This is a genomic window from Pontivivens nitratireducens, from assembly GCF_014235845.1.
GTDB lineage: Bacteria > Pseudomonadota > Alphaproteobacteria > Rhodobacterales > Rhodobacteraceae > Pontivivens > Pontivivens nitratireducens.
The window spans coordinates 146,279-169,372 of record NZ_JACJUQ010000003.1 but is presented as its reverse complement, the minus strand read 5'-3'; the positions used below and the strand labels follow the sequence as shown (position 1 = coordinate 169,372).

At 62.9% G+C, this 23,094-nt stretch carries 23 protein-coding genes; 7 read left to right on the top strand and 16 right to left on the bottom strand.

The features are described 5' to 3' along the window. Positions 1–7: 7 nt before the first annotated feature. From H1S03_RS05320 to H1S03_RS05270, 11 genes are all read right to left on the bottom strand, one after another. Positions 8–1,051 carry a HEPN domain-containing protein gene (locus H1S03_RS05320; RefSeq protein WP_185803486.1) on the bottom strand — a complete coding sequence of 348 codons (1,044 nt, stop codon included), beginning with the start codon at positions 1,049–1,051 and terminating at the stop codon, positions 8–10. Further along, the gene (locus tag H1S03_RS05315) at positions 1,044–1,709 is read right to left on the bottom strand and encodes a polyamine aminopropyltransferase (protein ID WP_185803485.1); all 666 of its coding nucleotides are present in this window, start codon (positions 1,707–1,709) and stop codon (positions 1,044–1,046) included. Before H1S03_RS05315 ends, H1S03_RS05320 begins: the two co-directional genes overlap by 8 nt. A gap of 30 nt (positions 1,710–1,739) precedes the next feature. After that, positions 1,740–2,744: an LLM class flavin-dependent oxidoreductase gene (locus H1S03_RS05310; RefSeq protein WP_185803484.1), complete on the bottom strand. Its 1,005-nt coding sequence runs from the start codon at positions 2,742–2,744 to the stop codon at positions 1,740–1,742. 51 nt (positions 2,745–2,795) lie between these two features. Next, entirely contained in the window at positions 2,796–3,653 is an 858-nt protein-coding gene (locus H1S03_RS05305) for an SDR family oxidoreductase (RefSeq protein WP_185803483.1), read from the bottom strand. A 52-nt stretch (positions 3,654–3,705) separates the two neighbouring features. Continuing rightward, positions 3,706–4,731 carry a tRNA epoxyqueuosine(34) reductase QueG gene (gene queG, locus H1S03_RS05300; protein WP_185803482.1) on the bottom strand — a complete coding sequence of 342 codons (1,026 nt, stop codon included), beginning with the start codon at positions 4,729–4,731 and terminating at the stop codon, positions 3,706–3,708. Next, positions 4,731–5,396 (bottom strand): FtsZ-binding protein FzlA, encoded by a 666-nt coding sequence (gene fzlA / locus H1S03_RS05295; protein ID WP_185803481.1) that lies wholly within the window; start codon positions 5,394–5,396, stop codon positions 4,731–4,733. Before fzlA ends, queG begins: the two co-directional genes overlap by 1 nt. A gap of 96 nt (positions 5,397–5,492) precedes the next feature. After that, positions 5,493–6,158, bottom strand: coding sequence for a monofunctional biosynthetic peptidoglycan transglycosylase (mtgA, locus tag H1S03_RS05290; RefSeq protein WP_185803480.1), 666 nt, complete (start codon positions 6,156–6,158; stop codon positions 5,493–5,495). Between the two features lie 19 nt (positions 6,159–6,177). After that, entirely contained in the window at positions 6,178–7,005 is an 828-nt protein-coding gene (locus tag H1S03_RS05285; protein WP_185803479.1) for an extensin-like domain-containing protein, read from the bottom strand. After that, positions 7,002–8,024, bottom strand: coding sequence for a L,D-transpeptidase family protein (locus H1S03_RS05280; protein ID WP_185803478.1), 1,023 nt, complete (start codon positions 8,022–8,024; stop codon positions 7,002–7,004). The genes H1S03_RS05285 and H1S03_RS05280 overlap by 4 nt, the downstream gene beginning before the upstream one ends. A 66-nt stretch (positions 8,025–8,090) precedes the next feature. Continuing rightward, positions 8,091–8,360 carry a hypothetical protein gene (locus tag H1S03_RS05275; RefSeq protein WP_185803477.1) on the bottom strand — a complete coding sequence of 90 codons (270 nt, stop codon included), beginning with the start codon at positions 8,358–8,360 and terminating at the stop codon, positions 8,091–8,093. Beyond that, positions 8,357–10,015 carry an NAD+ synthase gene (locus H1S03_RS05270; RefSeq protein ID WP_185803476.1) on the bottom strand — a complete coding sequence of 553 codons (1,659 nt, stop codon included), beginning with the start codon at positions 10,013–10,015 and terminating at the stop codon, positions 8,357–8,359. Before H1S03_RS05270 ends, H1S03_RS05275 begins: the two co-directional genes overlap by 4 nt. Positions 10,016–10,260: 245 nt before the next feature. Between H1S03_RS05270 and H1S03_RS05265 the strand changes: the two genes are divergently transcribed. After that, positions 10,261–11,700 (top strand): MORN repeat-containing protein, encoded by a 1,440-nt coding sequence (locus H1S03_RS05265; RefSeq protein ID WP_185803475.1) that lies wholly within the window; start codon positions 10,261–10,263, stop codon positions 11,698–11,700. 119 nt (positions 11,701–11,819) lie between these two features. On the opposite strand, the gene H1S03_RS05260 is transcribed toward H1S03_RS05265, so the two are convergent. Beyond that, entirely contained in the window at positions 11,820–13,121 is a 1,302-nt protein-coding gene (locus tag H1S03_RS05260; RefSeq protein WP_185803579.1) for a lytic murein transglycosylase, read from the bottom strand. Positions 13,122–13,186: 65 nt separating this feature from the next. Further along, entirely contained in the window at positions 13,187–15,235 is a 2,049-nt protein-coding gene (locus tag H1S03_RS05255) for a transglycosylase domain-containing protein (RefSeq protein WP_185803474.1), read from the bottom strand. Between the two features lie 302 nt (positions 15,236–15,537). Here H1S03_RS05255 and H1S03_RS05250 point away from each other — a divergent pair, with 302 nt between their 5' ends. Then, positions 15,538–15,876, top strand: coding sequence for a P-II family nitrogen regulator (locus H1S03_RS05250; protein WP_185803473.1), 339 nt, complete (start codon positions 15,538–15,540; stop codon positions 15,874–15,876). A gap of 43 nt (positions 15,877–15,919) precedes the next feature. Further along, positions 15,920–17,236 (top strand): ammonium transporter, encoded by a 1,317-nt coding sequence (locus H1S03_RS05245; protein WP_185803472.1) that lies wholly within the window; start codon positions 15,920–15,922, stop codon positions 17,234–17,236. A 134-nt stretch (positions 17,237–17,370) separates the two neighbouring features. Here the strand turns inward: H1S03_RS05245 and H1S03_RS05240 are convergent, their stop codons facing one another. Further along, the gene (locus H1S03_RS05240) at positions 17,371–18,210 is read right to left on the bottom strand and encodes a helix-turn-helix domain-containing protein (RefSeq protein WP_185803471.1); all 840 of its coding nucleotides are present in this window, start codon (positions 18,208–18,210) and stop codon (positions 17,371–17,373) included. 133 nt (positions 18,211–18,343) lie between these two features. Here H1S03_RS05240 and H1S03_RS05235 point away from each other — a divergent pair, with 133 nt between their 5' ends. Continuing rightward, positions 18,344–18,595 carry a DUF2061 domain-containing protein gene (locus tag H1S03_RS05235; protein ID WP_166188863.1) on the top strand — a complete coding sequence of 84 codons (252 nt, stop codon included), beginning with the start codon at positions 18,344–18,346 and terminating at the stop codon, positions 18,593–18,595. On the opposite strand, the gene pgi is transcribed toward H1S03_RS05235, so the two are convergent. Together pgi and nadC are read right to left on the bottom strand one after the other, a co-directional pair. Further along, complete coding sequence (pgi, locus tag H1S03_RS05230; protein WP_185803470.1) at positions 18,583–20,172, bottom strand: glucose-6-phosphate isomerase; 1,590 nt, start codon at positions 20,170–20,172, stop codon at positions 18,583–18,585. The genes H1S03_RS05235 and pgi overlap by 13 nt on opposite strands. Next, the gene (gene nadC, locus H1S03_RS05225; protein ID WP_185803469.1) at positions 20,169–21,038 is read right to left on the bottom strand and encodes a carboxylating nicotinate-nucleotide diphosphorylase; all 870 of its coding nucleotides are present in this window, start codon (positions 21,036–21,038) and stop codon (positions 20,169–20,171) included. The genes pgi and nadC overlap by 4 nt, the downstream gene beginning before the upstream one ends. Positions 21,039–21,079: 41 nt before the next feature. On the opposite strand from nadC, the gene H1S03_RS05220 reads away from it, so the two are divergent. From H1S03_RS05220 to H1S03_RS05210, 3 genes are all read left to right on the top strand, one after another. Continuing rightward, positions 21,080–21,535: a GAF domain-containing protein gene (locus tag H1S03_RS05220; RefSeq protein WP_185803468.1), complete on the top strand. Its 456-nt coding sequence runs from the start codon at positions 21,080–21,082 to the stop codon at positions 21,533–21,535. A 126-nt stretch (positions 21,536–21,661) separates the two neighbouring features. Next, positions 21,662–22,114 (top strand): MaoC family dehydratase, encoded by a 453-nt coding sequence (locus H1S03_RS05215; RefSeq protein ID WP_166188853.1) that lies wholly within the window; start codon positions 21,662–21,664, stop codon positions 22,112–22,114. Positions 22,115–22,150: 36 nt separating this feature from the next. Next, positions 22,151–23,056, top strand: coding sequence for a bifunctional riboflavin kinase/FAD synthetase (locus tag H1S03_RS05210; RefSeq protein ID WP_185803467.1), 906 nt, complete (start codon positions 22,151–22,153; stop codon positions 23,054–23,056). The last annotated feature ends 38 nt before the right edge of the window (positions 23,057–23,094 follow it).

Below are 23,094 nucleotides of genomic sequence, written 5' to 3'. Positions count from 1 at the left end.
GCTTTTTTTAGTTACGAAGCTTTCCAGCTGCGTTAGTAGCGCTCCAAGGTTTGTATTTTAGAAGCACGCGGAAGCCCGGCTTAATGGATAGTGGAACTTTCTCCATGGCAGCTACTATCAAATTCAAAGACTTTTTGTATGCAATATACGTATCTTGTATTCCCAATGATTTACCCAACCCATATCGCCAGTCACTTATATTTTTGAAATCTGGCCAGTCATCAAGCATTGATATATCAAATATTTCTTTTGAAATCGTCGACTTTTCAAATAAATACTTCAAATCATGACTATGGGGGTGCTTTCCAGTATTTACTCTAATAACTGCTTTCAAAGCACATTCATTCGCCATCTGCAAATCAAACCATGCTCCGCCTATAAATGAAGGATCATAAGATACCATTTTTATAGCAGCTTGTTGAAGATAATTTATAGTGGAGCCAATTAAACTTCGCACACTATCGTCTGCATTGGTTGAATTTCGAAAATTTATGTATCGCATAGAACTAGAAATATAAAGAGCTTCGGCCTTAACAGTTTCTCTAGCCGTCTCATTTAACGAACTCAAATCAGGTCCATTTACGATCCAAGAGGTTGGATCTTCACCTTGGACCAAACCTTCCTCAAAAATCCACCATGCTGTCTCGCCCTCCTCCGCAATTTCGCTTGGATGATTTGGCATTTCAAGCTGAAATATTACACCATTTATCATTATAATGCCTGACAGTCGTGAAGCTGATGACAGTACAGCTGATTGGCCAATTCGACATTGATACCAATAGCTCACAGCTTCGTAAATCGCGCGAAATGCTGGACTTTCGATATTTTCAGTGAAATTCGTAGAATCTATTTTTGTTTGATTTTTCGTATCAACTTCAATTTTTTCAAATTTAAATAGATAGATGATTGCTTTCATTGGTCGCTCTGAAGGCGGGGTATCAACAGGTAGTATTTCGGATTCAATGAATTCTAACAATCCATCCAGTTGAGCAGAGAGGCTTTTTGTCTGCTCTGATACTGAATTTAAATCCTCTGGAGTTTCTTTATTCATTATCAAATCCTTTACATCCAACCCAAACCACATGCCGCGCCCCGCGCTTTCTCCCAGCCCTGACCGCAACCTCCTCCACCGCAAACCCCGCCCCCTGCATCCGTTTCGCAAACCGCTTGTCGGGATGGGCTGACCAGATGGCCAGCACGCCGCCGGGGGTCAGGGCGGAGCGGGTGGCGTGGAGGCCGGCTTCGCTGTACAACTCGTCATTGTCCGCGCGGGTCAGGCCCTCCGGTCCGTTGTCCACGTCCAGCAGGATCGCGTCATAGCCGCCCCCCTCCATGAGGCGGGCGACGTCGCCCAACTGGACCTGCACCCCTGACAGGCAATCGCCGAAGACGGGCTGCATGTGCTCGGTCGCCCAACGGAGCAGTTGGGGCACGATCTCCGCCACCTCGATCCGCGCGTCGGGGGCGACCTGTTGCAGGGCGCGCAGGGTGAAGCCCATGCCCAGACCGCCGATCAGGACCCGTGGGGCCGCGCGCCCCAACCGCTCCATCGCCAGTGTCGCCAAGGCTTCCTCAGACCCGGACAGGCGCGAATTCATCAACTCGTTCCCGCCCTGCAGTCGGATGGAAAATTCCGTGCCGCGCTGGAACAGCCGCAGCACCTCCCCCTCGGGCGTGGTGGCGGTGTCGAGCAGTTTCCAAGGCAGCATGGCGCATTCCTTTCAGATATGCGCCCCGGTCTACGCTGCCTGCGACTGGGCCTGCAACTCCGCCAGAACCTCACCCGCGATCTGGAACGAGCGGATTCGCGCCGCATGGTCGTGGATCATGCCCGTCACCATCAACTCATCCGGTTTGAACGTGTCGATCAGGGTGGCCAGTTGCCGCTTGACCGTTTCGCGCGATCCGTTGGCGGAACATCCCAACATCTGGTGCACCTGCCCCATCACCGCGGGTGGCACCTCTGACAAATCATGCGTCGGGCGCGGCAGCTTGCCCGGTCGGCCCGTGCGCATACGCGCGAAAGAAAGGATTTGCGAGGAGCGCAGATACTCCGCCTCCGCGTCCGTCTCCACCGCGCAGACGCCCGCCGCCATCATCGCGTAGGGTTTCGCCAATGTGGCCGAGGGCCGGAAGGTCGCGCGGTACGTCTCCAAAGCCTGCTCCAGCATCGCCGGTGCGAAATGCGAGGCGAAGGCATAGGGCAGCCCCAGATAGGCCGCCAGTTGCGCCCCATACAGGCTGGAGCCGAGGATCCAGACGGGCACATGCGTCCCCACCCCCGGAAAGGCCTGCACCTGCGCCCCGGCGGGCGGGTCGCCCAGATAGCCGATCAATTCCTGCACATCCTGCGGGAAGCTGTCCTCCGGCGCCATGTACCGCCGCAGGGCCCGCGCGGTGGGCATGTCGGTGCCGGGCGCGCGCCCAAGGCCGAGGTCGATGCGGTCGGGATACAGCGTGGCCAGCGTGCCGAATTGCTCCGCGATGACCAGCGGCGCGTGATTGGGCAGCATGACGCCCCCCGCCCCCACGCGAATTGTCTGCGTCGCGCCTGCGACATGGCCGATCACAACCGAGGTGGCAGCCGATGCGATGCCCGGCATGTTGTGATGTTCCGCCAACCAGAAGCGGTGATAGCCCGAGGCCTCCGCCGTCTGGGCCAGCTTGACGGTGTTGGACAGGGCGGTCGCGATGGTGTCCCCTTCGGGCACGGGCGACAGGTCCAGCAGGGAAAAATGGTGCATTGAAATCTCCGATCCGGGTTTCCCTTCAGATAGGAGACGCGGGGGCTCCTATCAATGCGCGGCCCCCTCCCGCACCAACAGATCAGCGAGGCCGGCGCGATAATCGGGATATTTCAACACGACGCCGAGGTCGCGCTTGATCCGGTCGTTTCGCACCTTCTTACTCTCGGCGTAGAAGCTGCGGGCCATGGGCGTCATCTCGGCATCCTCGATCCGCACAGCTTCGGGCACGGGCAGGTCGAGCAGGTTTGCGGCGTGGGCGATAACCTCCTGCGGGGGGGCGGGATCGTCGTCACAGACATTGTAGATGGCACTCCTTTCGCGAGCACCGGGATCGGGCCGCGCGATGGAGGCGGCGAGCACCTGCGCGATATCCTCCACATGGATGCGGGAGAAGACCTGCCCCGGCTTGATGATCCGCCGGGCGGTGCCGGCGCGAACCTTGGCAAACGGACCGCGACCGGGGCCGTAGATCCCGGCGAGGCGGAAGATATGCAGTGGCAGACCCAGTTCCGCCCATGCCCCCTCCGCCCTGACCCGCGCGCGGCCACGTTTCGTGGCAGGCTCCAGCGCGGAGGATTCGTCCACCCAGTCGCCGCCCCGATCGCCATAGACCCCCGTTGTGGACAGATAGCCCACCCACTGCGCCGGAGCGTGGCGCAGGGTATCGGCATAGGCGTCCAGAACCGGATCGCCGTCACCCGGCGCAACGGAGCTCAGGATATGCGTGGCCCCCAAGATCAGTGGCGACAGATCAGTGCCCGGCCAGACGATCGCCTCCACCCCCTCGCCGCGCAGGGCCGCGGCCTTCTCCTCGGACCGGGTTGTGCCGATGACGCGAAATCCGTCGAGCAGGGGAACCAGCGCGCGGGCGGAAAATCCGTGGCCGATGGACAGCAGCGTTTTCATGGGTGCACCTCGTGGCAGGGAGGGGAGCCTCCACCGGGGATAACTGGAAATCTCACGCTGACAACCTTTGCACGGCCCAGCGGGCGGCGTCTGCAACGGCGGCGTCGGGATCGTCGGTCAGCGCCTGCGCGCAGGGCCGCAGATCGGGGCGGGCGGAATTGCCGATGGCATAGAGCACGTTTCGCACGAAACGATCCCGCCCGATCCGTTTGATCGGAGAGCCGGAGAAGACCTCCCGGAATGTCGCATCCGTCAGTTGGGCCAGATCGTCGAGGCGCGGTGCCACCAGTTCCACCCGCGCCCAGTAGCCGGCATCGCGCGCGTCCTGCGCGAACTTGTTCCACGGACACACGGCAAGGCAATCGTCGCAGCCATAAATGCGGTTGCCCATCTTTTCGCGCAGGTCCAGCGGCACCGGTCCCTTGTGCTCGATCGTCAGGTAGGAGATGCAGCGCCGTGCATCCAGCCGGAACGGCGCGGGAAACGCATTGGTCGGACATATGTCAAGGCAGGCGGTACACGATCCGCATTTCTCGATCTCGGGCGCGTCACGCTCCAGTTCCAGCGTGGTGAAGATCGAGCCGAGGAAGAACCAGTTGCCAAGCTGACGGCTGAGCAGATTGGTGTGCTTGCCCTGCCATCCCAGCCCCGCCGCCTGCGCCAAGGGCTTTTCCATCACCGGGGCGGTATCGACGAAAACCTTGATCTGGCAGCCGGATTGCTCGACCAGCCAGCGGCCCAGACGCTTGAGCCGCTTCTTGACCAGATCGTGGTAATCCTTGTTGCGGGCATAGACGCTGATCGCGCCGATTTCCGGCTGCTCCAGCAGGCCAAGCGGGTCCACGTCAGGGGTGTAGGGTTCGGCCAGCATGATGACGCTGCGCGCCTCGGGCCACAGGGTCGCCGGGTTGCCGCGCCATTCGGCCCGGTCCGCCATCCAGGCCATCTGGCCGTGCATATCCTCGGCCAGGAACTGCCCCAGACGGCCTGCCGCCTGCGGGATCGCGTCGGGCGCGCATACGCCCATGCGCGCAAAACCCTGCGCCTCCGCCTCGGCCCTGATCCGGGCCGCGTCCATCAAAAATCCAGATCGGCGTAATGTGGCGGCGGTGGCATGCCCGGCACCGCATCGGCCAGAATCGCACGGAAGGCGGGGCGCGACTTGATGCGCGCGTACCAATCCTTGACGTTGTCCGAGCGCGCCCAATCCACATCGTCCACGTAATCGAGGCACGAAAGATGCGCCGCCGCCGCGAAATCCGCGATGGTCAGCGTATCGCCCGCCAGCCAGCGCCGCTGGTCCGTCAGCCAATCCATATAATCCAGATGGAACTTGATGTTCGACACCCCCTCGCGGATTCGCGCGCTTTCGGGATAGCCGGATTTCTTGAGCTTTTTCGTGACCCGTTCGTAGAGCAGATTGACCGTCACCTCATGGTGGAACTTGTCGTCGAACCAGTTGGCCAGACGGCGTGCCTCCGCCCGCTCCGCCGGGGTGTCGGGCAGCAGCTTCGGCTCGGGCACGGTTTCATCCAGATATTCGCAGATCGCGCCGGAATCGCTCAACGTCAGACCGTCGATTTGCAGCACGGGAACCTGCGATGCCGGGTTGAGAAGCAGGAATTCCATCCGACGCTCCCACGGTTTTTCCTCGACCAGCTCCACCTCGATACGCTTTTCAGCGAGCACGAGCCGGACCTTGCGGGAGAATGGCGACAACGGGAGGTGGTGCAATCTACGCATGATGACTTTCGGGGTATGACACTGCGCACAGGTATGCCCGCACCCGTGGGGGGGCATCAACACCCGCGATGCAATTCCTGCGCGAAATCTTTGCCCTTACCCCTCCTCCAGGCACGCCAGACCGCCATTCGCGCGCAGGGTTGCCGCGCCACCGGCGATGGCGCGGCCCCGGTCGCGCACGAAATCCGAAGGGCGGGCCGGGTCACGGGTGCGTGGTGCGGGCAGAATCGCGGCGATGCGCGCCGCCTGCGCCGGGCTGAGATCGGCGGCGGGCACCCCGAACCAGTGTTGCGCCGCGGCCTCCACCCCGAACACGCCCGGTCCCGTTTCCGCCACGTTGAGGTAGACCTCGACGATCCGCCGTTTGGGCCATGTCGCCTCGATCAGCAGGGTGATCGCCGCCTCCAGCCCCTTGCGGGTCCAGCTTGCGTCCTGCCAGAGGTAGACGTTCTTGGCAACTTGCTGAGAGATGGTGGAGCCGCCACGCCTGCGTTCATCCTGCATCGCATCGCGGATCGCCTGCATGTCCAACCCGAAATGCGTGCAGAACCGCGCGTCTTCCGCCGCGAGGACGGCGGCGGGCATCGGGCCGGACCGCTCGAAATCCACCCAATCGCGCTGCATCCCCCCCTGCGCACGCCACTGGACCAGTTGCGTATGCGTAATCGGCGGCACGACCCATCGGCCTGCAATCACGATGAGGGCAGCGAGCAGGAACAGGCGCAGCGTCCAGCGCAGGACAAATCGGATCAGGCGTTTCATGATCTCTTGCTAGCGACCTTTACTGGCAGAGGCGATAGCCCCCGTTCCGCTGTGCGATATCCATATGCAGGTGGTCGGCATGGGCCGCGTTAGCCCCAGGGCCCAGAACGGTCGTGAAATACAGGCAGGACGTGGCCCGCGCCGCACGTTGGAAGGCCTCCTCGATGGTGTGATCGTCCATGCGCGGTTCGACCGGGATTGGGTCGCCCTCCTCGAACTGGAACGACATGATGTCGATCGCGTTGCCGAAGGCGTGTTCGGACAGCTTGCCAGTGGGCAGGTTGTTGCGGCGACGACAGGTATAGCTGCCCCCCAGGGCCATTGCGGCCAGCCTGCTGCGAGTGCTCAGAACCTCTGCCGCCGGGACCACGTGTTGCGCGACCCACTGTCCCAAAGCCGCCGCCGTTTCGCATCGCACGGTGGCGGCGGGGCGCAAGTGCACCCCCGGAACGATCTCGCTGACGATGACGGGCCGCGCGATACCGCAATCGGCATCATCGGCGGTAACGGCGGCGTCCTCGACCGTGAACACGGTGCCCAAGGATGTAAGCTGCGCCGTGCAGGCCGCGAAGGTGGCGTCATCCTCCATCAGTTGCAGGTACATGCCCAGGGCGCGTGGCGGTTCCTCTGCCTCCACTTCTTCGTTGTCCCCGGGGTCGGGCAAGCTTTCGGACAGGGGGCTTTCGGAAAGGGGGGATGTGTTTTCGGGCAGCAGGTCGTCCAGGCGGTCCTCCGGATCGGGGCGCGGTTCGGGCATGGGGGCCGTTTCCGGCGGCGGCGTATTGTCCAGGTCCTGCGCCGCGACAGGCAGGGCCAGAAGGCTGCCCAGCAAGATGAGGCGGATCATTCGACGAATTCCACTTCGATACCGGTATCGACCATATGGGCCAGTTCACGCGCGTCCCAATTGGTCATCCGGACACATCCGTGCGACGCCTCTTCGTACAGTTTGGCAGGGCTGGCGGTGCCGTGGATTCCGTAGGTCGGCTTGCTCAGGTCGATCCAGACCAGCCCCACCGGGCCATTGGGGCCGGGTGGCAGGATCAACGGTTCGGTGTTGTCGCCCTGCTGAAAGTTCACATCGGGACGGTAGGTATAGTTCGGCTCGACCGCCACCGCGTCCACCCTATGCAGACCACTGGGTGAGGGCAGCGTGCGCGAGCCCACGGCGACCGGGTAGGAGGCTACCACCCCATCCTGCCCGTCATAGGCCCGCAGGCGACGCTCGGAAATCTCGATGCGCGCGACCTCCCCCTCCAGCGAGGGGCCGGGGTCCACCACGGTGATCGCTTCGCCCTGGGTGAACGTCGCATCGGGGTTCAGGTCGCGCAGGAAATCCTCATCCATGTGAAACCGCTCGGCGATCCCCTCGGCCACATGCTCGAACCCCAACCAGTCCAGCTGAGCCTTTCGGGAGTAGTCGTCGGGCAGGTCGGGCGTGATCTGCGTATCCTCGGGCGTGATGACATAGGTCATCGTGATTCCGGTCGCCATGCTGCCGCCGAGGCCGATCCAGACTTCCTCATCCAGCAAGCCATCCACCATCAGCCCTTCACGGTGTTCGTAAGCGCGGATGGCACTTTCCGACATGGCCCCCTTGTAGCCGTCAATGATACCGGGCGAGATTCCGGCGCGGTCCAGCAGAACCTGCACCCTGACCGTCAACGCCGATTGGCCGTCGGCCAGGGGCGTGCCCGTAAATTGGGCCGCCTCGATCTCCTCCACTGTGGGGGGCGCCGGCATCGAGGCAGCTTGTGCGGTGGCCGCTTGTTGAGTGTCCACTTGTGCAGAGGCCGTGTCAGTGGGGGTCGCCAGCACCGGGCCGACCGGGGTCAGTGATGCCAGGAGAAGGGGAATATGGCGCATGAAAAACCTCATCACATTGAAATGCCGTGATGAAACGCGCCGAGCGCCCTGAACGATCCATCCCTGTCAGCGGTCGCTGTCGTCCAGCCCTGCCATGAACCGGATCACCGGATTGCGCTGCGCCTGATCGGTCGTCACACCGACCCGTAGGGCCCAGCGTGCGCAGGCCGGAAACAGGATGCCGACAAAAGCCGTGACGACAGCGATCGAACCGAACCCCTGAAACAAGGCATTCGCCAGGGCATTTGCCTCCCGCAACCACCAGATCAACCCCAACGCCGCGATCGGAACCGAAACCGCGATCACCGCCAGGCTGATCCGGGTGCGCCGCCTCATGCCGAACGCCAGCGATTCGCGATGGGATACCGCCGATCCAGCCAGAAGGCCCGTGTGGTCAGTCGCGTGCCGGGGGCGGACTGGAACCGCTTGTATTCCGCGATGTAGAGCAGGTTCTCGATCCGCTTGACCGTTTCCAGATCATGCCCGGCGGCGACGCAATCCCCGACGGACTGCTCCCCCTCGATCAGACGTTCCAGGATATCGTCGAGCACTTCGTAGGGTGGCAACGAATCCTCGTCCTTCTGATCCTCACGCAATTCGGCGCTGGGTGGTTTGTCGATGATGCGGGGGGGGATCACCTCCCCGCCATTGCCCTTCATCCACGCGGGATCGTGGTTGGCGTTGCGCCAGCGGCACGTCTCGAACACCCGCATCTTGTACAGGTCCTTCAGCGGATTGTAGCCGCCCGCCATGTCGCCGTAGATCGTGGCGTAGCCCACCGCGACCTCGGACTTGTTGCCGGTGGTCAGCAGCATCTCACCGAACTTGTTGGACAGCGCCATCAGCAACAGGCCGCGCAATCGGGACTGGATGTTCTCTTCCGTCAGGCCGGGCTCGGTTCCTGCGAACAGCGGCGCCAGAGCCTCCGTCACGGCGGCACGGGGGCCATTGATGGGAACGTAATCGTAGCGGCAGCCCAGCGCCTTGGCGCAGGCCTCCGCATCCTCCAGCGAATGGGGCGAAGTGTATTCCGAGGGCAGCATCACGCAGCGCACATTGTCCGGTCCCAGCGCGTCGGCGGCAATGGCCGCGGTCAGCGCCGAATCGACACCGCCGGACATGCCCAGCAGCGCCTTCTTGAACCCGGTCTTGGCGAAGTAGTCGCGCACGCTCTCGACCATGGCGCGGTAATCCAGTGCGTAATCGCCGGGCAGCGTGATCTTGTCATCGCTGATGCAGCGCACGCCGTCCGCGCCGCGCGCGAACTCCACCGTCTGCACCATCGCATCGAATGCCGGCATCAGCACCGCCAGCGCCCCGCCGGGGTTCAGAACGAAGGACGTGCCGTCGAACACCTGATCGTCCTGACCGCCCACCATATTCAGATAGGCCAGCGGCAGGCCGCTCTCGACCACGCGGGCGACCATGTGGTTCATCCGCCGTTCATGCTTGGCCCGATGATAGGGGGAGCCGTTGGGAACGAACAGCATCTGCGCGCCGGATTCCTCCAACGTTTCGGTCGGGCCGACATGCCAGGCGTCCTCGCAGATCGGAATGCCTATGCGCCAACCCCGGATCGCGACGGGGCCTTGCGGCTCCGCCGGGTGATAGACACGTTTCTCATCGAAGACGCTGTCATTGGGCAGCGCCTGCTTCTTGACGACGGCGGTGACCTTGCCCCCGTCCAGAATCCAGTAGGCGTTGTAGAGGTTGGTCCCCTCGACATAAGGCGCGCCGATGCCCAGCGCGGGGCCGTCCGCCAGGTCATGCGCCAGCGCCTCGACCCGCGCCATCACATCCTCGACGAAGGCGGGTTTGCGGCCCAGATCCATCGTCTGATAGCCGGTCGCGAACATCTCGGGCAGCGCGACCAGATCGGCGCCTGCGCGCGCACCGGCCGCATGGGCCTGACGCGCCTGTGCGATGTTGCCCGCCAGATCGCCCACCACGGGATTCAGTTGCGCCAGCGTCAGTCTGAACGTATCGGCCATGTCGCATTCCATCCCGCAATTTCGCATCTACAGGGCCGCATATCGCGTGCGGGCCTGCCCGTGCAAGTCCGCAGCCCGACACGTGCGCCGCCCTGATCCGGATATGGCCCTGAAATGGCGCTGACATTGCCCGAATCCATTGTTGTCAGGTTCCACCGTTGGACATACTGTCCGGTGCAACAGGCCGATGACGCTGGCCACAATCGTAAAGGGGCCGGGATCCGTCGATCCCGCGCATATGACAGATGAAAACACGGGTTTCGCAATTTGCTCTTGGCCTCGGGCTCGTCGCGTTCGGAACGATGGCCGCGCAGGCGCAATCCGACGGATCGGTGGAGACCAAGCAATACGATACCGGCGGCGTCTATGAGGGGGAGTTCAAGGACGGGCTTCAACACGGTCAGGGCACCTACCGCCTGCCCAACGGCTACGAATATACCGGCAACTGGGTCGAGGGGCAGATCGAGGGGGACGGCGTCGCCCAGTTCCCCAATGGCTCGATCTATACCGGGCAGTTCCTCAACGGTCAGCCGCATGGTCAGGGCTCCATCGTGTTCTCGGACGGTGGCACATATGAGGGGGAGTGGGTCGACAGCGTGATTTCGGGCACCGGCGTCGCGGTCTATGCCAACGAAGTCCGCTACGAGGGGGAATTCCAAAACTCCGTGCATCACGGCACCGGCACGATGGTCTCTCCCAACGGGTACCGCTACGAGGGGACCTGGGTCGATGGCACCAAGGACGGCACCGGAAAGATCACCTATCCCGACGGCGCGGTCTACGAGGGCGATATCGTGCGCGGCATACGCGAGGGCGAAGGCTCCCTGATCCTGCCCGACGGGTTGAGCTATACCGGCCAATGGTCCGACAACCAGATCAACGGTGAGGGCGTGCTGACCCAGCCCAATGGCGACATCTACGAGGGCACGCTGGTTGACGGCCAGCGTCAGGGCACCGGCATCGCGACCTATGCCAACGGTGACATCTACGAGGGCGAATTTGCCGGCGACCTGCGCCATGGCACCGGCACGTTCCAGGGGATCGACGGCTACGTCTACGAGGGCGACTGGGTCGAGGGCCGGATCGAGGGTACAGGCCTCGTCCGCTATCCCGACGGCTCGGTCTACGAGGGCGAATTCCTCAACGACCTCAGCCATGGCACCGGCACCATCACCTATCCCGACGGATCGTCCTATTCAGGAGAATGGCGCGAGGGTGTGATCGAGGGTGAGGGCATCGCGAAATACGACAACGGCCTGGTCTACGAGGGGTCGTTCCTCAACGCGCGCAACCACGGCTACGGCACGATGACCTATGATGACGGCTATCAATATGCCGGCGAATGGCAGGACGGTCTGCGCCATGGCGAAGGTGTGGCCACCTATGCCGACGGCACGATCTACACCGGCACCTTCGTGAACGGGCAGCGTGAGGGCGAAGGCACCATCACCATGCCAGACGGCTTCGAATATGTCGGCGGGTGGGCCGCTGGCGAAATCGACGGCCAGGGCACCGCCAAATACCCCAACGGCGATTTGTACGAAGGGTTCTTTGTCGCCGGTCAGCGTCAGGGACGCGGCCTGATGACCTATGCCTCGGGCGAAACCTATGACGGCTATTGGGTCGAGGGGGAACAGGCCACCGTGGACGAGGCCGAGGCCGCAGGCGTTTCCGTCCAGAACTGATCCCCACGATTGACGTTATCGTTTCAGGGATCCCGCCTCAAGGCTCCAGAACATCCCCGCCGCAGGCATCTTGTTGAAAGATGCGCTTCCGGCGGGGATATTTCGGGAAAGTGAACCGCTCAGCTGGCCGCGCGCAACTGTGCCAGCAACCGGTCCGAGGCATATCCGTCCGGCACCAGACCATTCGCGGACTGGAACCGCCGGATCGCCGTCTGTGAGTTCGGGCCGATCAGACCATCCGTGCCTTGCGTGTCATAGCCCAGCGCGGTCAGGCGCTGCTGCACCTCGCGCCGGTCGCTGCGCGTCAGGGGCAGCACGTCCTGCGGCCAGCTCGCCTGGACACCGTGCCCGCCATAGATGCGGTCGCCCAGCAAGCCGATCGCCAGCGCATAGCTGTCCGAATTGTTGTAGCGCTTGATCACGTTGAAGTTCGGATAGGTCAGGAACACCGGCCCCCCGGCGCCAGCAGGGGCCAGCAGTGCCGCCGCGCCGTGATCGGGCAGTGTCGCACCGCCATAGGTTCGTACGCCGACCTCGTTCCAGAATACGGCTGGCCTGCGGACATTCGGATCGACCAGTGTCCAGTTAAAACCGTCCGGCAGGCGGACCTCCATCCCCCAGGGCTGACCGGGGGTCCACCCCTCCTGCCGCAGGTAATGCGCGGCGGAGGCGAGCGCGTCGGTCGGGTCCTCCGCCCAGATGTTGCGCCGCCCGTCCCCGTCGAAATCCTGCGCATAGGCGTGGAAGCTCGACGGCATGAATTGCGTGTGCCCCATGGCACCGGCCCACGACCCGACCAGTTCCGAAGGCCGCGCGTCGCCGTCCTGAACGATGCGCATGGTTGCGATCAACTCCCGCTCCGCCCAGTCGCGGCGACGCCCCTCGAACGCCAGGGTCGCCAGTGAAGCCGCCACCGGGAAATCACCGCGCACCGCGCCGTAGGCTGTCTCCATTCCCCAGATGGCGAGGAAAGCGCGGGTGTCGGTGCCGTATCGTGCCTCGATCGCGCGCAGAGTTTCGGCGCGGGCCGCGGCTTCACGTTGTCCGCTGGCGACGCGCGTATCGGAAACGGCGGTGTCCAGATATTCCCAGATCGGGCGGACAAATTCCGGTTGCGCGCCGTCCAGTTCCTCAACCCGGCTCGACGGCTCGATCCCGGCCATGGTCGCGTCGAAGACTTGGGGCGTTATGCCCTCGTTCAGGGCGCGGGTGCGAAACTCCGCCCGCCACTGCGCGAACGATGCCGCCCGCGCCTGACGCTCCGCCAGCGGCTCACGCGGTTGTGGGGGGGTGGCTGTCATGACCGCGCCCGAGGTTTGCGCTGTGGCGTTGCCAGCCGGCCCGCCGCATCCCGCGACAAAGGCCGCGCTGGCCAACAGGGCGATCCGCCACCCGTTCGTTCGCACGATATTCGTTGGCATCCCAGTCGCTCGCACCGTGTTCGCCCGCATGTTGTCACTCCCTTGAAATACATAACTCTATCAAATCAATTGCCGCCCAGCAGGCCGCGCAGCAAGCCTTCGACCACGTCACCCAGGTTCTGATCCACCTGGCGGATCGTTCTTTCGATTTGGCCACCGTCCTGATTGCCGCCACCCTGATTGCCGACCGAAGCGGTCGGTGGGGGCGCTTGCGGCACGAATGGCACCACCACGGGCAAGGTCGATGGCGGCAAACCCTCATGCACGTTCTGCATCGTCCGCTTCCAGATTTCGGCGGGCAGTCCGCCGCCTGTCACACCGGTCAGCGGCGTGTTGTCGTCATATCCCATCCAGACGCCGACCACGTAATCGCCCGAGAAACCGATGAACCACGCATCGCGCGCCGCGTCCGTCGTGCCGGACTTTCCCGCGACCGACCGGTCGCCCAGTGCAGCACGGTTGCCGGTTCCGTAAGGTGCCTCGATTACCTGGCTCATCATCCAGGTCACATAGCCGGCCGTCCGCTCCGAGATCGCGCGGTGGCCCAGTTCGGGCGCGGCGGACAACAGGACGTCGCCATCATGCCTCAGACGAACCTGCGTCAGCCCGTATGGTTCCGCCCGACGCCCCCGGTTGAGGAACGTGGCATAGGCCCCCGTCAGATCCAGCAACGTCGTCTCGGACGCGCCCAGCGCCAGTGCCGGGCTGTTGGTCAGGTCGCTGTCCAGGCCCATTTCATGCGCGGTCTGGATGACCTTCTCACGCCCTGTCTGTTCGGATACGCGCACGGCGACCGTGTTGGTCGAACGGGCAAGTGCCTCGCTCAGGGTAATCGGCCCGCGATAGGTGCGGCTGTAGTTCTGCGGGCTCCACGCCCCCGCTCCCGGAATGTTGATCGTCAGGGGCGCATCGTTGATGCGATCGCTGGGGTCCATACCAGCCTCGATCGCGGCGGCGTAGACGAAGGGCTTGAACGCCGATCCGGGCTGCCGCAACGCCTGCGTCGCCCGGTTAAAAGTCCCTGCCCCCCCGATTGCGCGCCCGCCGACCATACCGCGAACGGCTCCGTCCGCGCTCAGGACCACGATGGCTGCCTGTGCCTCGGACCCGTCACGGACCAGGTCGTCAAAGACGGAGACCAAGGCCCGTTCGGCACCGCGCTGGATGGCGGGGTCGAAGGTGGTGGCGATCTCCACATCCTCACGCGAGTCCTCGATCAGAAATTCGGGCCCGTCCTCCATCACCCAATCGGCGAAATAGCCACCGGCGCGGCGCTGCGCCTCCGCGCTCAACACTGCGGGGTTGTTGCGGGCCTGTGCGTATTGCGTATCGTCGATATAGCCCTGATCGTGCATCAGCCGCAGGATGACCTGACTGCGGTTCTGCGCCCGCGACAGGTCGCGCGTCGGCGCGAAACGGCTGGGCGCGGTCAACAATCCCGCAAGCATGGCGGATTGCGGCACGTCCACCTGTCGGGCACTGATGCCGAAATAGCGTTGTGCCGCCGCCTCGAACCCGTTGGCCGAGGCCCCCAGATAAGCCCGGTTCATGTAGATGGAGAGGATCTCCTCCTTCGAATAGGCCAGTTCCATCGCCAGGGCGTAGGGGATCTCCAATATCTTGCGACGCCACGTCGTCTCATCGCTGAGGAAGACCAGCTTCGCGACCTGCTGCGTGATGGTGGAGCCGCCATGCCCCTGCAACGGCCCGCGTCCCTCGCTCATATTGATGCGGATCGCACCGGCAATGCCGCGCGGGCTGATGCCCAGATGTCTGTAGAACCGCTTGTCCTCGGTCGCCACGACTGCGTTGATCAGGTCATCGCTCATCTGCGAGGCCCTCACCACGCCGCCCTGTTCACCCCGCCATGCGAAAATCTCGCCGTTCCGGTCCAGCATGGCGACGGAGCCGCGTTCGCGCCCGTCCAGCAATGTCTCCGCCGGGGGGAGCTGCATGTAGAAATAGAGCACGACCACAGCAGACGCCAAGGCGACCAGCCCGAGCAGGCGCAGCGCGATCTTTCCGATCAGCCGGAACGCACCTCCGAACAGGCGGGACAGAAAGGGTTTGCGCGCGCGCTTTCGTGTCGAAGGCTTGGTCTGTTTACTGCTCATATGTCCGTGTTTGTCCGGGAGGGTGTGAATTCCTGTCCTCGGCAACCTAATACGTGCGCCGTGAATTGCGAAGGCGTCCTTGCCGTTCCGGGTGGCAAAGTTGCGTTTGTGTTTTGCCTAATTTTTGATCGGCAATTTTTCGCTGATGGTTTTTTGCGCAGATTTCTGCCGCTCATTTGAACGGTGCCATTTCCGGCTGGCCGATTTCCCGTGGTAACAGGCAAATTAGCGCATCCGGGTAAGTTGGCACAGTTCTTGCATATTAATCCCCGACGACTACAGATCAACAACGAGGGATCGCAATGAAGCTCATCATCGCCGTCATCAAGCCTTTCAAGCTGGAGGAGGTGCGCGAGGCGCTCACCACCATCGGCGTGCAAGGGCTCATGGTATCCGAAGTCAAAGGCTACGGCCGCCAGGCGGGACACACCGAAATCTATCGCGGCGCGGAATATGTCGTGAATTTCGTGCCAAAAGTGAAGTTGGAGATGGTGGTCGAAGACTCCATCGCGGACAGGGCCATCGATACCCTCTCCTCCACCGCCAAGACCGGCAAGATCGGCGACGGCAAGATCTTCGTGCTCGATGTCGAGCAGGCCATTCGCGTGCGCACCGGTGAAACCGGCGCCGACGCCATCTGAACCAGATTCGATCTGACCAGACTACAAGAGGGACCAGACAGAAATGACCAAATTGCTTAAACTCGGTGTCGCGGGGGCCACGACCCTGCTGTGCGCCACGCCCGCGCTGGCACAGGATGCCGCCGCCGATCCCAGCCCCTATATCCTGACCACGCTGCTGTTTCTCGTCGGCGGCTTTCTGGTGTTCTGGATGGCCGCAGGCTTCGCGATGCTGGAGGCCGGCCTCGTCCGGTCCAAGAACGTCACGACGCAGCTGACCAAGAACATCTCACTGTTCGCCATTGCGTCGATCATGTACTGGCTCGTCGGGTTCAACCTGATGTATCCGGGCGACGCTTGGACTGTCGCGGGTATCGTCGGCGCGTTCTTCCCCACCGCGCTGGAGCCTGTGGGCCTCGCCGCGGCAGATGCAACGCTCGACTATGCCTCCGTCGGCTCCGACTTCTTCTTCCAGTTGATGTTCTGCGCCACCACCGCGTCGATCGTGTCCGGCACATTGGCCGAGCGGATCAAGTTGTGGCCGTTCCTGATCTTCGTGGTCGTGCTGACCGGCTTCATCTATCCGATCGAGGCATCCTGGCAGTGGGGCGGCGGTTTCCTGAGCGAGATGGGCTTCTCCGACTTTGCAGGCTCGACGCTGGTCCATGCGGCAGGCGGCTTCGCGGCGCTGGCCGGTGCACTGATCCTCGGCCCGCGTATCGGCAAGTACGGCCCCGATGGTCGGGTGGTTCCGATGCTCGGCTCCAACATGCCGCTGGCAACGCTGGGTACGTTCATCCTGTGGCTCGGCTGGTTCGGGTTCAACGGCGGTTCGCAACTGGCCATGGGCACCGTGGGTGACGTGACCGACATCTCGCGCATCTTCGCCAACACCAACATGGCCGCAGCCGCCGGTGCGGTCGTCGCCCTGATCCTGACGCAGGTCGTCTATGGCAAGGTCGATCTGACCATGGTGCTGAACGGCGCGCTGGCCGGTCTGGTGTCGATCACGGCGGAGCCTTTGGCACCCTCGCTGTTCATGGCGCTGATCGTCGGCGGTATCGGTGGCGTGATCGTGGTGTTCACCGTTCCGATGCTGGACAAGCTGAAGATCGACGACGTGGTCGGTGCCATCCCGGTTCACCTGATTGCCGGTATCTGGGGCACCATGGCCGTGCCGCTGACCAATGGCGGGACCAGCTTCGTGACGCAGGCGATCGGCGTCATCTCCATCGGTCTGTTCGTCTTCATCGTCAGCTTCATCGTCTGGACGATCCTGAAGGTCACGATGGGCATTCGCGTCGATGAGGAATCCGAGATCGTAGGTCTCGATGCCACCGAAATGGGCATGGAAGCCTATCCCGAATTCACCAAGGGCTAAGCCCCGGTGCCCGTGCGGCGGCCCCGCCGCCGCACGGAAACTTTCCCCGAGTGAACTTCACCAGAGGTTCATTTCCAACTGACCCGGCGCATCAGCGTCGGGTCTTTTTTGTCCAGAACATGCGGAATGTTTGTTCAGGCCATCAGCCCGCGGATATGCCTCGGCACATCGCGCGCGTCCACCACCGCCGACCGCACCAGCCAGTCGAAATGGGCGGTCAGGGATTTCACCCGTTCGACCTCACGAAACGCCAGATAGCATTGCCCGACATAGACCACCGCCAGATTCGGCCCGAAGACCGTGACGGGTGAGCTGAAGACCTTGCGCGCGTCGAACAGAAAGATCCGCAATCGCGGCAGCATCCGCTCGCAATGATCGGCGAGGAATTCCAACTGTTCGAACCGCATGTCCCTGTCCGCGTCGCGGTAATAGGAAGTGCCTGCCGCACAGGCCTCGATCTCATGCAGGGGGATGGCGATTTCATAATCATACACCCCCTCCGACAGCAAAGCGCGCTGGTCGCGCATCGCGGTGAAGGCGTCGGGTGTCTGACGTTCCGCGAAGGAGGCATATTCCCACCGCAACATGCGTTCCGTTTTCAATATGTCAGGCAGGGTCGCGGGAACGTGGCGGACCTTGTAGCCGGCGGCCTCCTGATGCCATTCCAGCAACTGCGCATCGGCGGAGCTACGCTCAGCCGGGCTTAACGACATCGCGGCGGCGACGATGTCGCCTGGGGTTTCCGGCCTGTTGGTCAGACCCAGCAGCCAATCGGTGCTGACGCTCAATACGTCGGCCACGTCGGCGGCCAGTTGGGCATTGGGCAGGCGCGGGTGATCGTCCTTGAGCAGCTGACCGATGGTCGAGCGATCCACCTGCGTGGCGCGCGACAATCCGCTTTTGGTCATCTCCGCCCGCAGCATTGCCTGATGCAATCTGTCGCGAAAGATCGCCGCGCGCTCACGCTTGTCCATTACGGTCCGCTTTGCAGATAAAATACAGCATTACAGAGATTACGCAGCAAACTCACCAAATGTCCAACCCGGCGAAGCTGCGATAGCCAGTGGCGGAAGAAACCCAGCGGCCAACTAAACAGGGAAACCCACCATGGACAGCACGATCAGACTCTTCACCAAGGCAATAACCTGGCAAGCCGCCGGACTGGTGTCGATGATGCTGATCGGCTTCCTGTTTACCGGATCGCTGCTAGCGGGCGGCGGCATCGCCATCGTGGGGTGCGTGGTCGGGTTCATCGCGTATTTCGTGCACGAGATGATCTGGTCCAGAATCGCATGGGGGCGAGGATTGCCCCCCGCCCCCACATCGGTTTCCGGTGCTGCCTCGACTCACAATCCGTGATAATGCGCCAGCGGGCCGGACAGGGCCTCATCCACCATATCGGGTGAGAATCGCCCCTCCACATGGGGCAGCATGTCGGTGGCCAGAACCTTGCCCAGCTCCACACCCCATTGGTCGAAGCTGTTCACGCCCCAGAACACCCCCTCGGTAAAGCAACGCGCCTCGGCCAGTGCAATGATTCGGCCCAGGGTGCGCGGCGACAGCTCTCGGTACATCAGCAGGGTCGAGGGGCGGTTGCCCGGGAAGGTGCGATGCGGTGCCAGTTCGCGGGCCTCGATCGGGTCCATGCCGCCCTCGATCATCAGATCCTCGGCCTCCTTCTCAGACCGGCCATAGGCCAGCGCCTGCGACTGGGCGAAGCAATTGGCGATCAGGATCTTCTGCATATGCTCGAATCCCTCGGCCACGGGCTTGGCGGCGATCATGAATTCCAGCGGTTGCGGCGTCGGGCTTTGATGCAGCATCTGGAAATAAGCGTGTTGGGCGTTGGTTCCTGCACTGCCCCACACGACGGGGGAGGTGGCGACATCGACCTCATCCCCCTCAACCGTAACGCGCTTGCCGTTGGATTCCATGTCGAGCTGTTGCAGATATTGCGGCAAGGTCGCCAGCCGGGTGTCATAGGGCACGACGCAGCGGGTCGGATACCCACAGCCGTTGCGATGCCAGACCCCGACGCACGCCATCAGCACCGGCAGGTTCTGCCCCAGGGGCGCGGTGCGGAAATGCTCGTCCACCTCATGCGCACCGGCCAGAAACTCACCGAATTTCTGCGGGCCCAGCCCGATCATCAGAGGCAATCCGATGGGCGACCAGACGGAGAACCGCCCCCCGACCCAATCGGCAAAGCCAAAGCACCGCTGCGCCGGAATGCCGAACTGCTCCGCCGCCGCGTCGGGCTTGGTGGTCAGGGCGGCGAAATGCACGCTGGCATCCGCAACCTCATCCTGCATGCGGGCCAGTGCCATCTTGGCGGTTTCCATCGTTTCGATCGTGCCGAAGGATTTGGAGGCGATAATGAACAACGTTCTGCTCAGATCGCAGGTTTGAAACACCTGGTTCAGCGCGGCACCGTCCACGTTCGACACGAAATGCAGGCGCGGCCCGTCCATGTCAGCGACCAGCGCCTCGGCCACCAGAACGGGGCCGAGGTCAGAGCCGCCGATGCCGATATTCACCACATCGGTGAACGGCCCGGCGGCGGCGGCGTATTCCCCCGACCGCACGGCGTCGGCAAAGGCATAGCAGGCCGCGCGGCTGTCCAGCACCGTTGCGGCGATATCCTCGTCATCCGCCATCATCCGGGTGCCCTCGGGCATCCGCAACGCGGTGTGCAGAACACGCCGCCCCTCGGTGACGTTGATCTTCTCACCGGAATACATCGCCTCGCGGATCAGCTCGAACTCCCGCTCCTCCAGCATGTCGAACAGGCCCTCGCGGGCATCGTCCGTCATCTGGGTCCGGGAATAATCGAACAGCATGTCGTCGAACGTGGCGGAAAAGCCCAGGAACCGGTCCTCATCCTGCAATTCGGCGATGGTGGGACCGAAGGTCGCCTTCAGTTCATTCCAGTTCATCCGTTCACTCCAAGCTTGATATCCAGGCCGATGTCCAGCGTACCCGCCGCCATCGTGATTTTCGAGGTCGAGATATAATCGACACCGGTTTCGCCAATGGCGCGTATGGTGTTCAGATCGACATTGCCCGACGCCTCCAACATCGCGCCACGGCCCATCGCCACGGCCTCACGCAGGGTATCGGTATCCATGTTGTCGAGCAGAACGATCGTCGCGCCCGCATCCAGTGCGGCGCGGAACTGATCCAGCGTATCGACCTCGACCTCCACCGCCATCAGATGCCCGACATAGCCCTTGGCGCGGGCCACGGCCTCCGCCACACCGCCGCAAACCGCGATGTGGTTGTCCTTGATGAGGATGGCATCGTCCAGACCGTAGCGATGCGAGGTTCCGCCGCCGCAGCGCACGGCGTATTTCTCGAACGCGCGCAGGCCCGGTGTTGTCTTGCGCGTGCACACGACCCGAGCATTTGTGCCCTGCAATTCGGCCACGAAACGCGCGGTATGCGTGGCGATGCCCGACATGTGCATCAGGAAGTTCAAGGCCACCCGCTCCGCCCCCATGACGGACCGGCCGTTGCCGGTGATCCGGGCGATGTCCTGCCCGGCCTGCACGTGATCGCCATCCGCGACCAGCGCCTCGAACTGTGTGCTGGCATCCAGCGCCGCGAAGGCCGCGCGCGCCACGTCCAGCCCCGCAACGATACCGTCCTGCCGGACGTTCATCACCGCCTCGGCCCTGATATCGGGCGCGATCGTGGCGAGTGAGGTTACATCCCCCGCCTGGCCCAGATCCTCCAGCAAAGCGGCCTCGACCGCGTTGCGCAGCAGGGGCGTGGGCAGAACGGGCAGGTACGGCTTGCGCATCGAAACACCTCATGTTGTCTGGCAGTACGAAGGAGATCGCGATGCACCCCAGATATCACGAAGTACATGCCGCAATCACCGCCCTGTGTGAAGGGGAAGACGACCCCATCGCCCTGATGGCGACCGTGACGTGTGAGTTGCATCACCATTTCGCGCATTTTCACTGGACCGGCTTTTACCGGGTCGTTGGCACGGATGTGCTGAAGATCGGGCCCTATCAGGGCGGGCACGGCTGTCTGGTCATCCCGTTTTCCCGCGGCGTCTGCGGGGCGGCGGCCCGTTCGGGGCAAACCCAGCTTGTCTCGGACGTAGAGGCGTTTCCCGGCCACATCGCCTGCGCGGCCAGCACCCGCTCCGAAATCGTCGTCCCGGTTTATTCCTCCGGCAGGCTGATCGCGGTGTTCGACGTGGACAGCAACGATCCCGATGCCTTTGACGAGGATGATCGCGACGCACTCGAATCGATTCTGACTGAGGTTTTCGGACCGCTGCCCTGAACAGCCTCGCGGGAGGCTGAGAACTGTCTGCGACCATAGATTGCGCAAGAATCATCCTTTGTGAATTTTTCTTGCGTGGACAGAATTTCATGCTATATCTCTTCGCAGATGCAGCAGGAGGCACCCATGCTCGACCACGGCTCGAACTTGCCCAAGGGCACCATCGTTATCGAGGAACTCGAAATCGGCATGTCCCGATCCGTGGGCAAAACGATAGGCATGGAAGAAATCGAAGCGTTCGCGGCGCTTAGCACTGATCACAACCCCGTTCATCTGGATGAGGATTACGCCCGCGACACCATTTTCGAAGGCCGCATCGCTCATGGAATGCTGACCGCCGGGCTGATTTCAGCCGTGATAGGGGAGCAATTGCCCGGCCACGGAACGGTCTATCTGGGTCAAAGCCTCAAGTTCATGGCCCCTGTGCGCCCCGGCGATCATGTCGAGGCGACAGTGACCGTCGCGGCCATTGATTACGCCAAACGCCGTGTCACGCTTGATTGCGCCGCCCGCGTGGGCGATACCGTGGTCCTCAAGGGTGAAGCGATCGTGCTGGCACCTTCCGCGAAATTCGACTGAGACCAGCCGGTCCGCCCGGCATTATCCGGGTAAAACATGCAGCGTTACCAAAGCCTTGATGTGCCTCAAATCGCGCGCGGAGCCTCCGTCGCGATGGGCAATTTCGATGGCCTGCACCTTGGCCACCAATCCGTGCTCGATCTGGCGCGCCGACCTGACATGCCGCTGGGCGTGGTCACATTCGAGCCGCACCCGCGTGAGGTCTTTGCCCCCGACGCCCCTCCGTTCCGGCTGATGAACGCGACTTCGCGCGCGCACCGGCTGGAAAAGCTCGGCGTCGAATACCTATACGAAATTCCGTTCGACCGGGCGCTGGCCGACCTCACCCCGCAAGCCTTCATGGATGAGGTGCTGATCGCCCGGCTTGGCATCGCCCATCTGGTTGTCGGTGCCGATTTCCGCTTTGGCAAATCGCGCAAGGGCAGCACGGACACCCTGTCACAGGCACCGTTCGCGCTGACCGTTGCCCCCCTGCTCGAAGGACCGGACGGCGCGGTTTCCTCCACCGCGATCCGAACCGCCCTCAGCGAAGGCCGCCCCACCGACGCCGCCGCGATGCTGGGGCACTGGCACCGGATCGAGGGCGTGGTCGAACACGGCTTCAAACGCGGGCGAGAGATGGGATTTCCGACGGCGAACATCTCCATGGCCGGGCTGCATCTGCCAGCCTTCGGCATCTATGCCTGCCGGGTGGATGTTCGCGACGGCCCGCACAGCGGAACCTACGACGCCATCGCCTCGCTCGGCTCACGCCCGACATTCGGGGACAACGCCCCGAATCTGGAGGTGATGCTGCTCGACTTCTCGGGCGATCTTTACGGCGAGGAACTGTCCGTTGCCCTGATGCATTTCCAGCGTCCGGAACTGAAATTCGACGGCATGGAGCCGCTGATCGCCCAGATGCACCGGGATGTCGAGGAAACGCGCAGGCTTCTGTCCTGACAGGGCGGGGCACCCACTGGCGGCATCGACACCGGGCC

What these genes read in the sequence shown, in the direction of transcription:
- H1S03_RS05320 (WP_185803486.1), bottom strand. Translation starts at nt 1,051, where the DNA reads ATGAATAAAGAAACTCCAGAGGATTTAAATTCAGTATCAGAGCAGACA.
- H1S03_RS05315 (WP_185803485.1), bottom strand. Translation starts at nt 1,709, where the DNA reads ATGCTGCCTTGGAAACTGCTCGACACCGCCACCACGCCCGAGGGGGAG.
- H1S03_RS05310 (WP_185803484.1), bottom strand. Translation starts at nt 2,744, where the DNA reads ATGCACCATTTTTCCCTGCTGGACCTGTCGCCCGTGCCCGAAGGGGAC.
- H1S03_RS05305 (WP_185803483.1), bottom strand. Translation starts at nt 3,653, where the DNA reads ATGAAAACGCTGCTGTCCATCGGCCACGGATTTTCCGCCCGCGCGCTG.
- queG (WP_185803482.1), bottom strand. Translation starts at nt 4,731, where the DNA reads ATGGACGCGGCCCGGATCAGGGCCGAGGCGGAGGCGCAGGGTTTTGCG.
- fzlA (WP_185803481.1), bottom strand. Translation starts at nt 5,396, where the DNA reads ATGCGTAGATTGCACCACCTCCCGTTGTCGCCATTCTCCCGCAAGGTC.
- mtgA (WP_185803480.1), bottom strand. Translation starts at nt 6,158, where the DNA reads ATGAAACGCCTGATCCGATTTGTCCTGCGCTGGACGCTGCGCCTGTTC.
- H1S03_RS05285 (WP_185803479.1), bottom strand. Translation starts at nt 7,005, where the DNA reads ATGATCCGCCTCATCTTGCTGGGCAGCCTTCTGGCCCTGCCTGTCGCG.
- H1S03_RS05280 (WP_185803478.1), bottom strand. Translation starts at nt 8,024, where the DNA reads ATGCGCCATATTCCCCTTCTCCTGGCATCACTGACCCCGGTCGGCCCG.
- H1S03_RS05275 (WP_185803477.1), bottom strand. Translation starts at nt 8,360, where the DNA reads ATGAGGCGGCGCACCCGGATCAGCCTGGCGGTGATCGCGGTTTCGGTT.
- H1S03_RS05270 (WP_185803476.1), bottom strand. Translation starts at nt 10,015, where the DNA reads ATGGCCGATACGTTCAGACTGACGCTGGCGCAACTGAATCCCGTGGTG.
- H1S03_RS05265 (WP_185803475.1), top strand. Translation starts at nt 10,261, where the DNA reads ATGAAAACACGGGTTTCGCAATTTGCTCTTGGCCTCGGGCTCGTCGCG.
- H1S03_RS05260 (WP_185803579.1), bottom strand. Translation starts at nt 13,121, where the DNA reads ATGCCAACGAATATCGTGCGAACGAACGGGTGGCGGATCGCCCTGTTG.
- H1S03_RS05255 (WP_185803474.1), bottom strand. Translation starts at nt 15,235, where the DNA reads ATGAGCAGTAAACAGACCAAGCCTTCGACACGAAAGCGCGCGCGCAAA.
- H1S03_RS05250 (WP_185803473.1), top strand. Translation starts at nt 15,538, where the DNA reads ATGAAGCTCATCATCGCCGTCATCAAGCCTTTCAAGCTGGAGGAGGTG.
- H1S03_RS05245 (WP_185803472.1), top strand. Translation starts at nt 15,920, where the DNA reads ATGACCAAATTGCTTAAACTCGGTGTCGCGGGGGCCACGACCCTGCTG.
- H1S03_RS05240 (WP_185803471.1), bottom strand. Translation starts at nt 18,210, where the DNA reads ATGGACAAGCGTGAGCGCGCGGCGATCTTTCGCGACAGATTGCATCAG.
- H1S03_RS05235 (WP_166188863.1), top strand. Translation starts at nt 18,344, where the DNA reads ATGGACAGCACGATCAGACTCTTCACCAAGGCAATAACCTGGCAAGCC.
- pgi (WP_185803470.1), bottom strand. Translation starts at nt 20,172, where the DNA reads ATGAACTGGAATGAACTGAAGGCGACCTTCGGTCCCACCATCGCCGAA.
- nadC (WP_185803469.1), bottom strand. Translation starts at nt 21,038, where the DNA reads ATGCGCAAGCCGTACCTGCCCGTTCTGCCCACGCCCCTGCTGCGCAAC.
- H1S03_RS05220 (WP_185803468.1), top strand. Translation starts at nt 21,080, where the DNA reads ATGCACCCCAGATATCACGAAGTACATGCCGCAATCACCGCCCTGTGT.
- H1S03_RS05215 (WP_166188853.1), top strand. Translation starts at nt 21,662, where the DNA reads ATGCTCGACCACGGCTCGAACTTGCCCAAGGGCACCATCGTTATCGAG.
- H1S03_RS05210 (WP_185803467.1), top strand. Translation starts at nt 22,151, where the DNA reads ATGCAGCGTTACCAAAGCCTTGATGTGCCTCAAATCGCGCGCGGAGCC.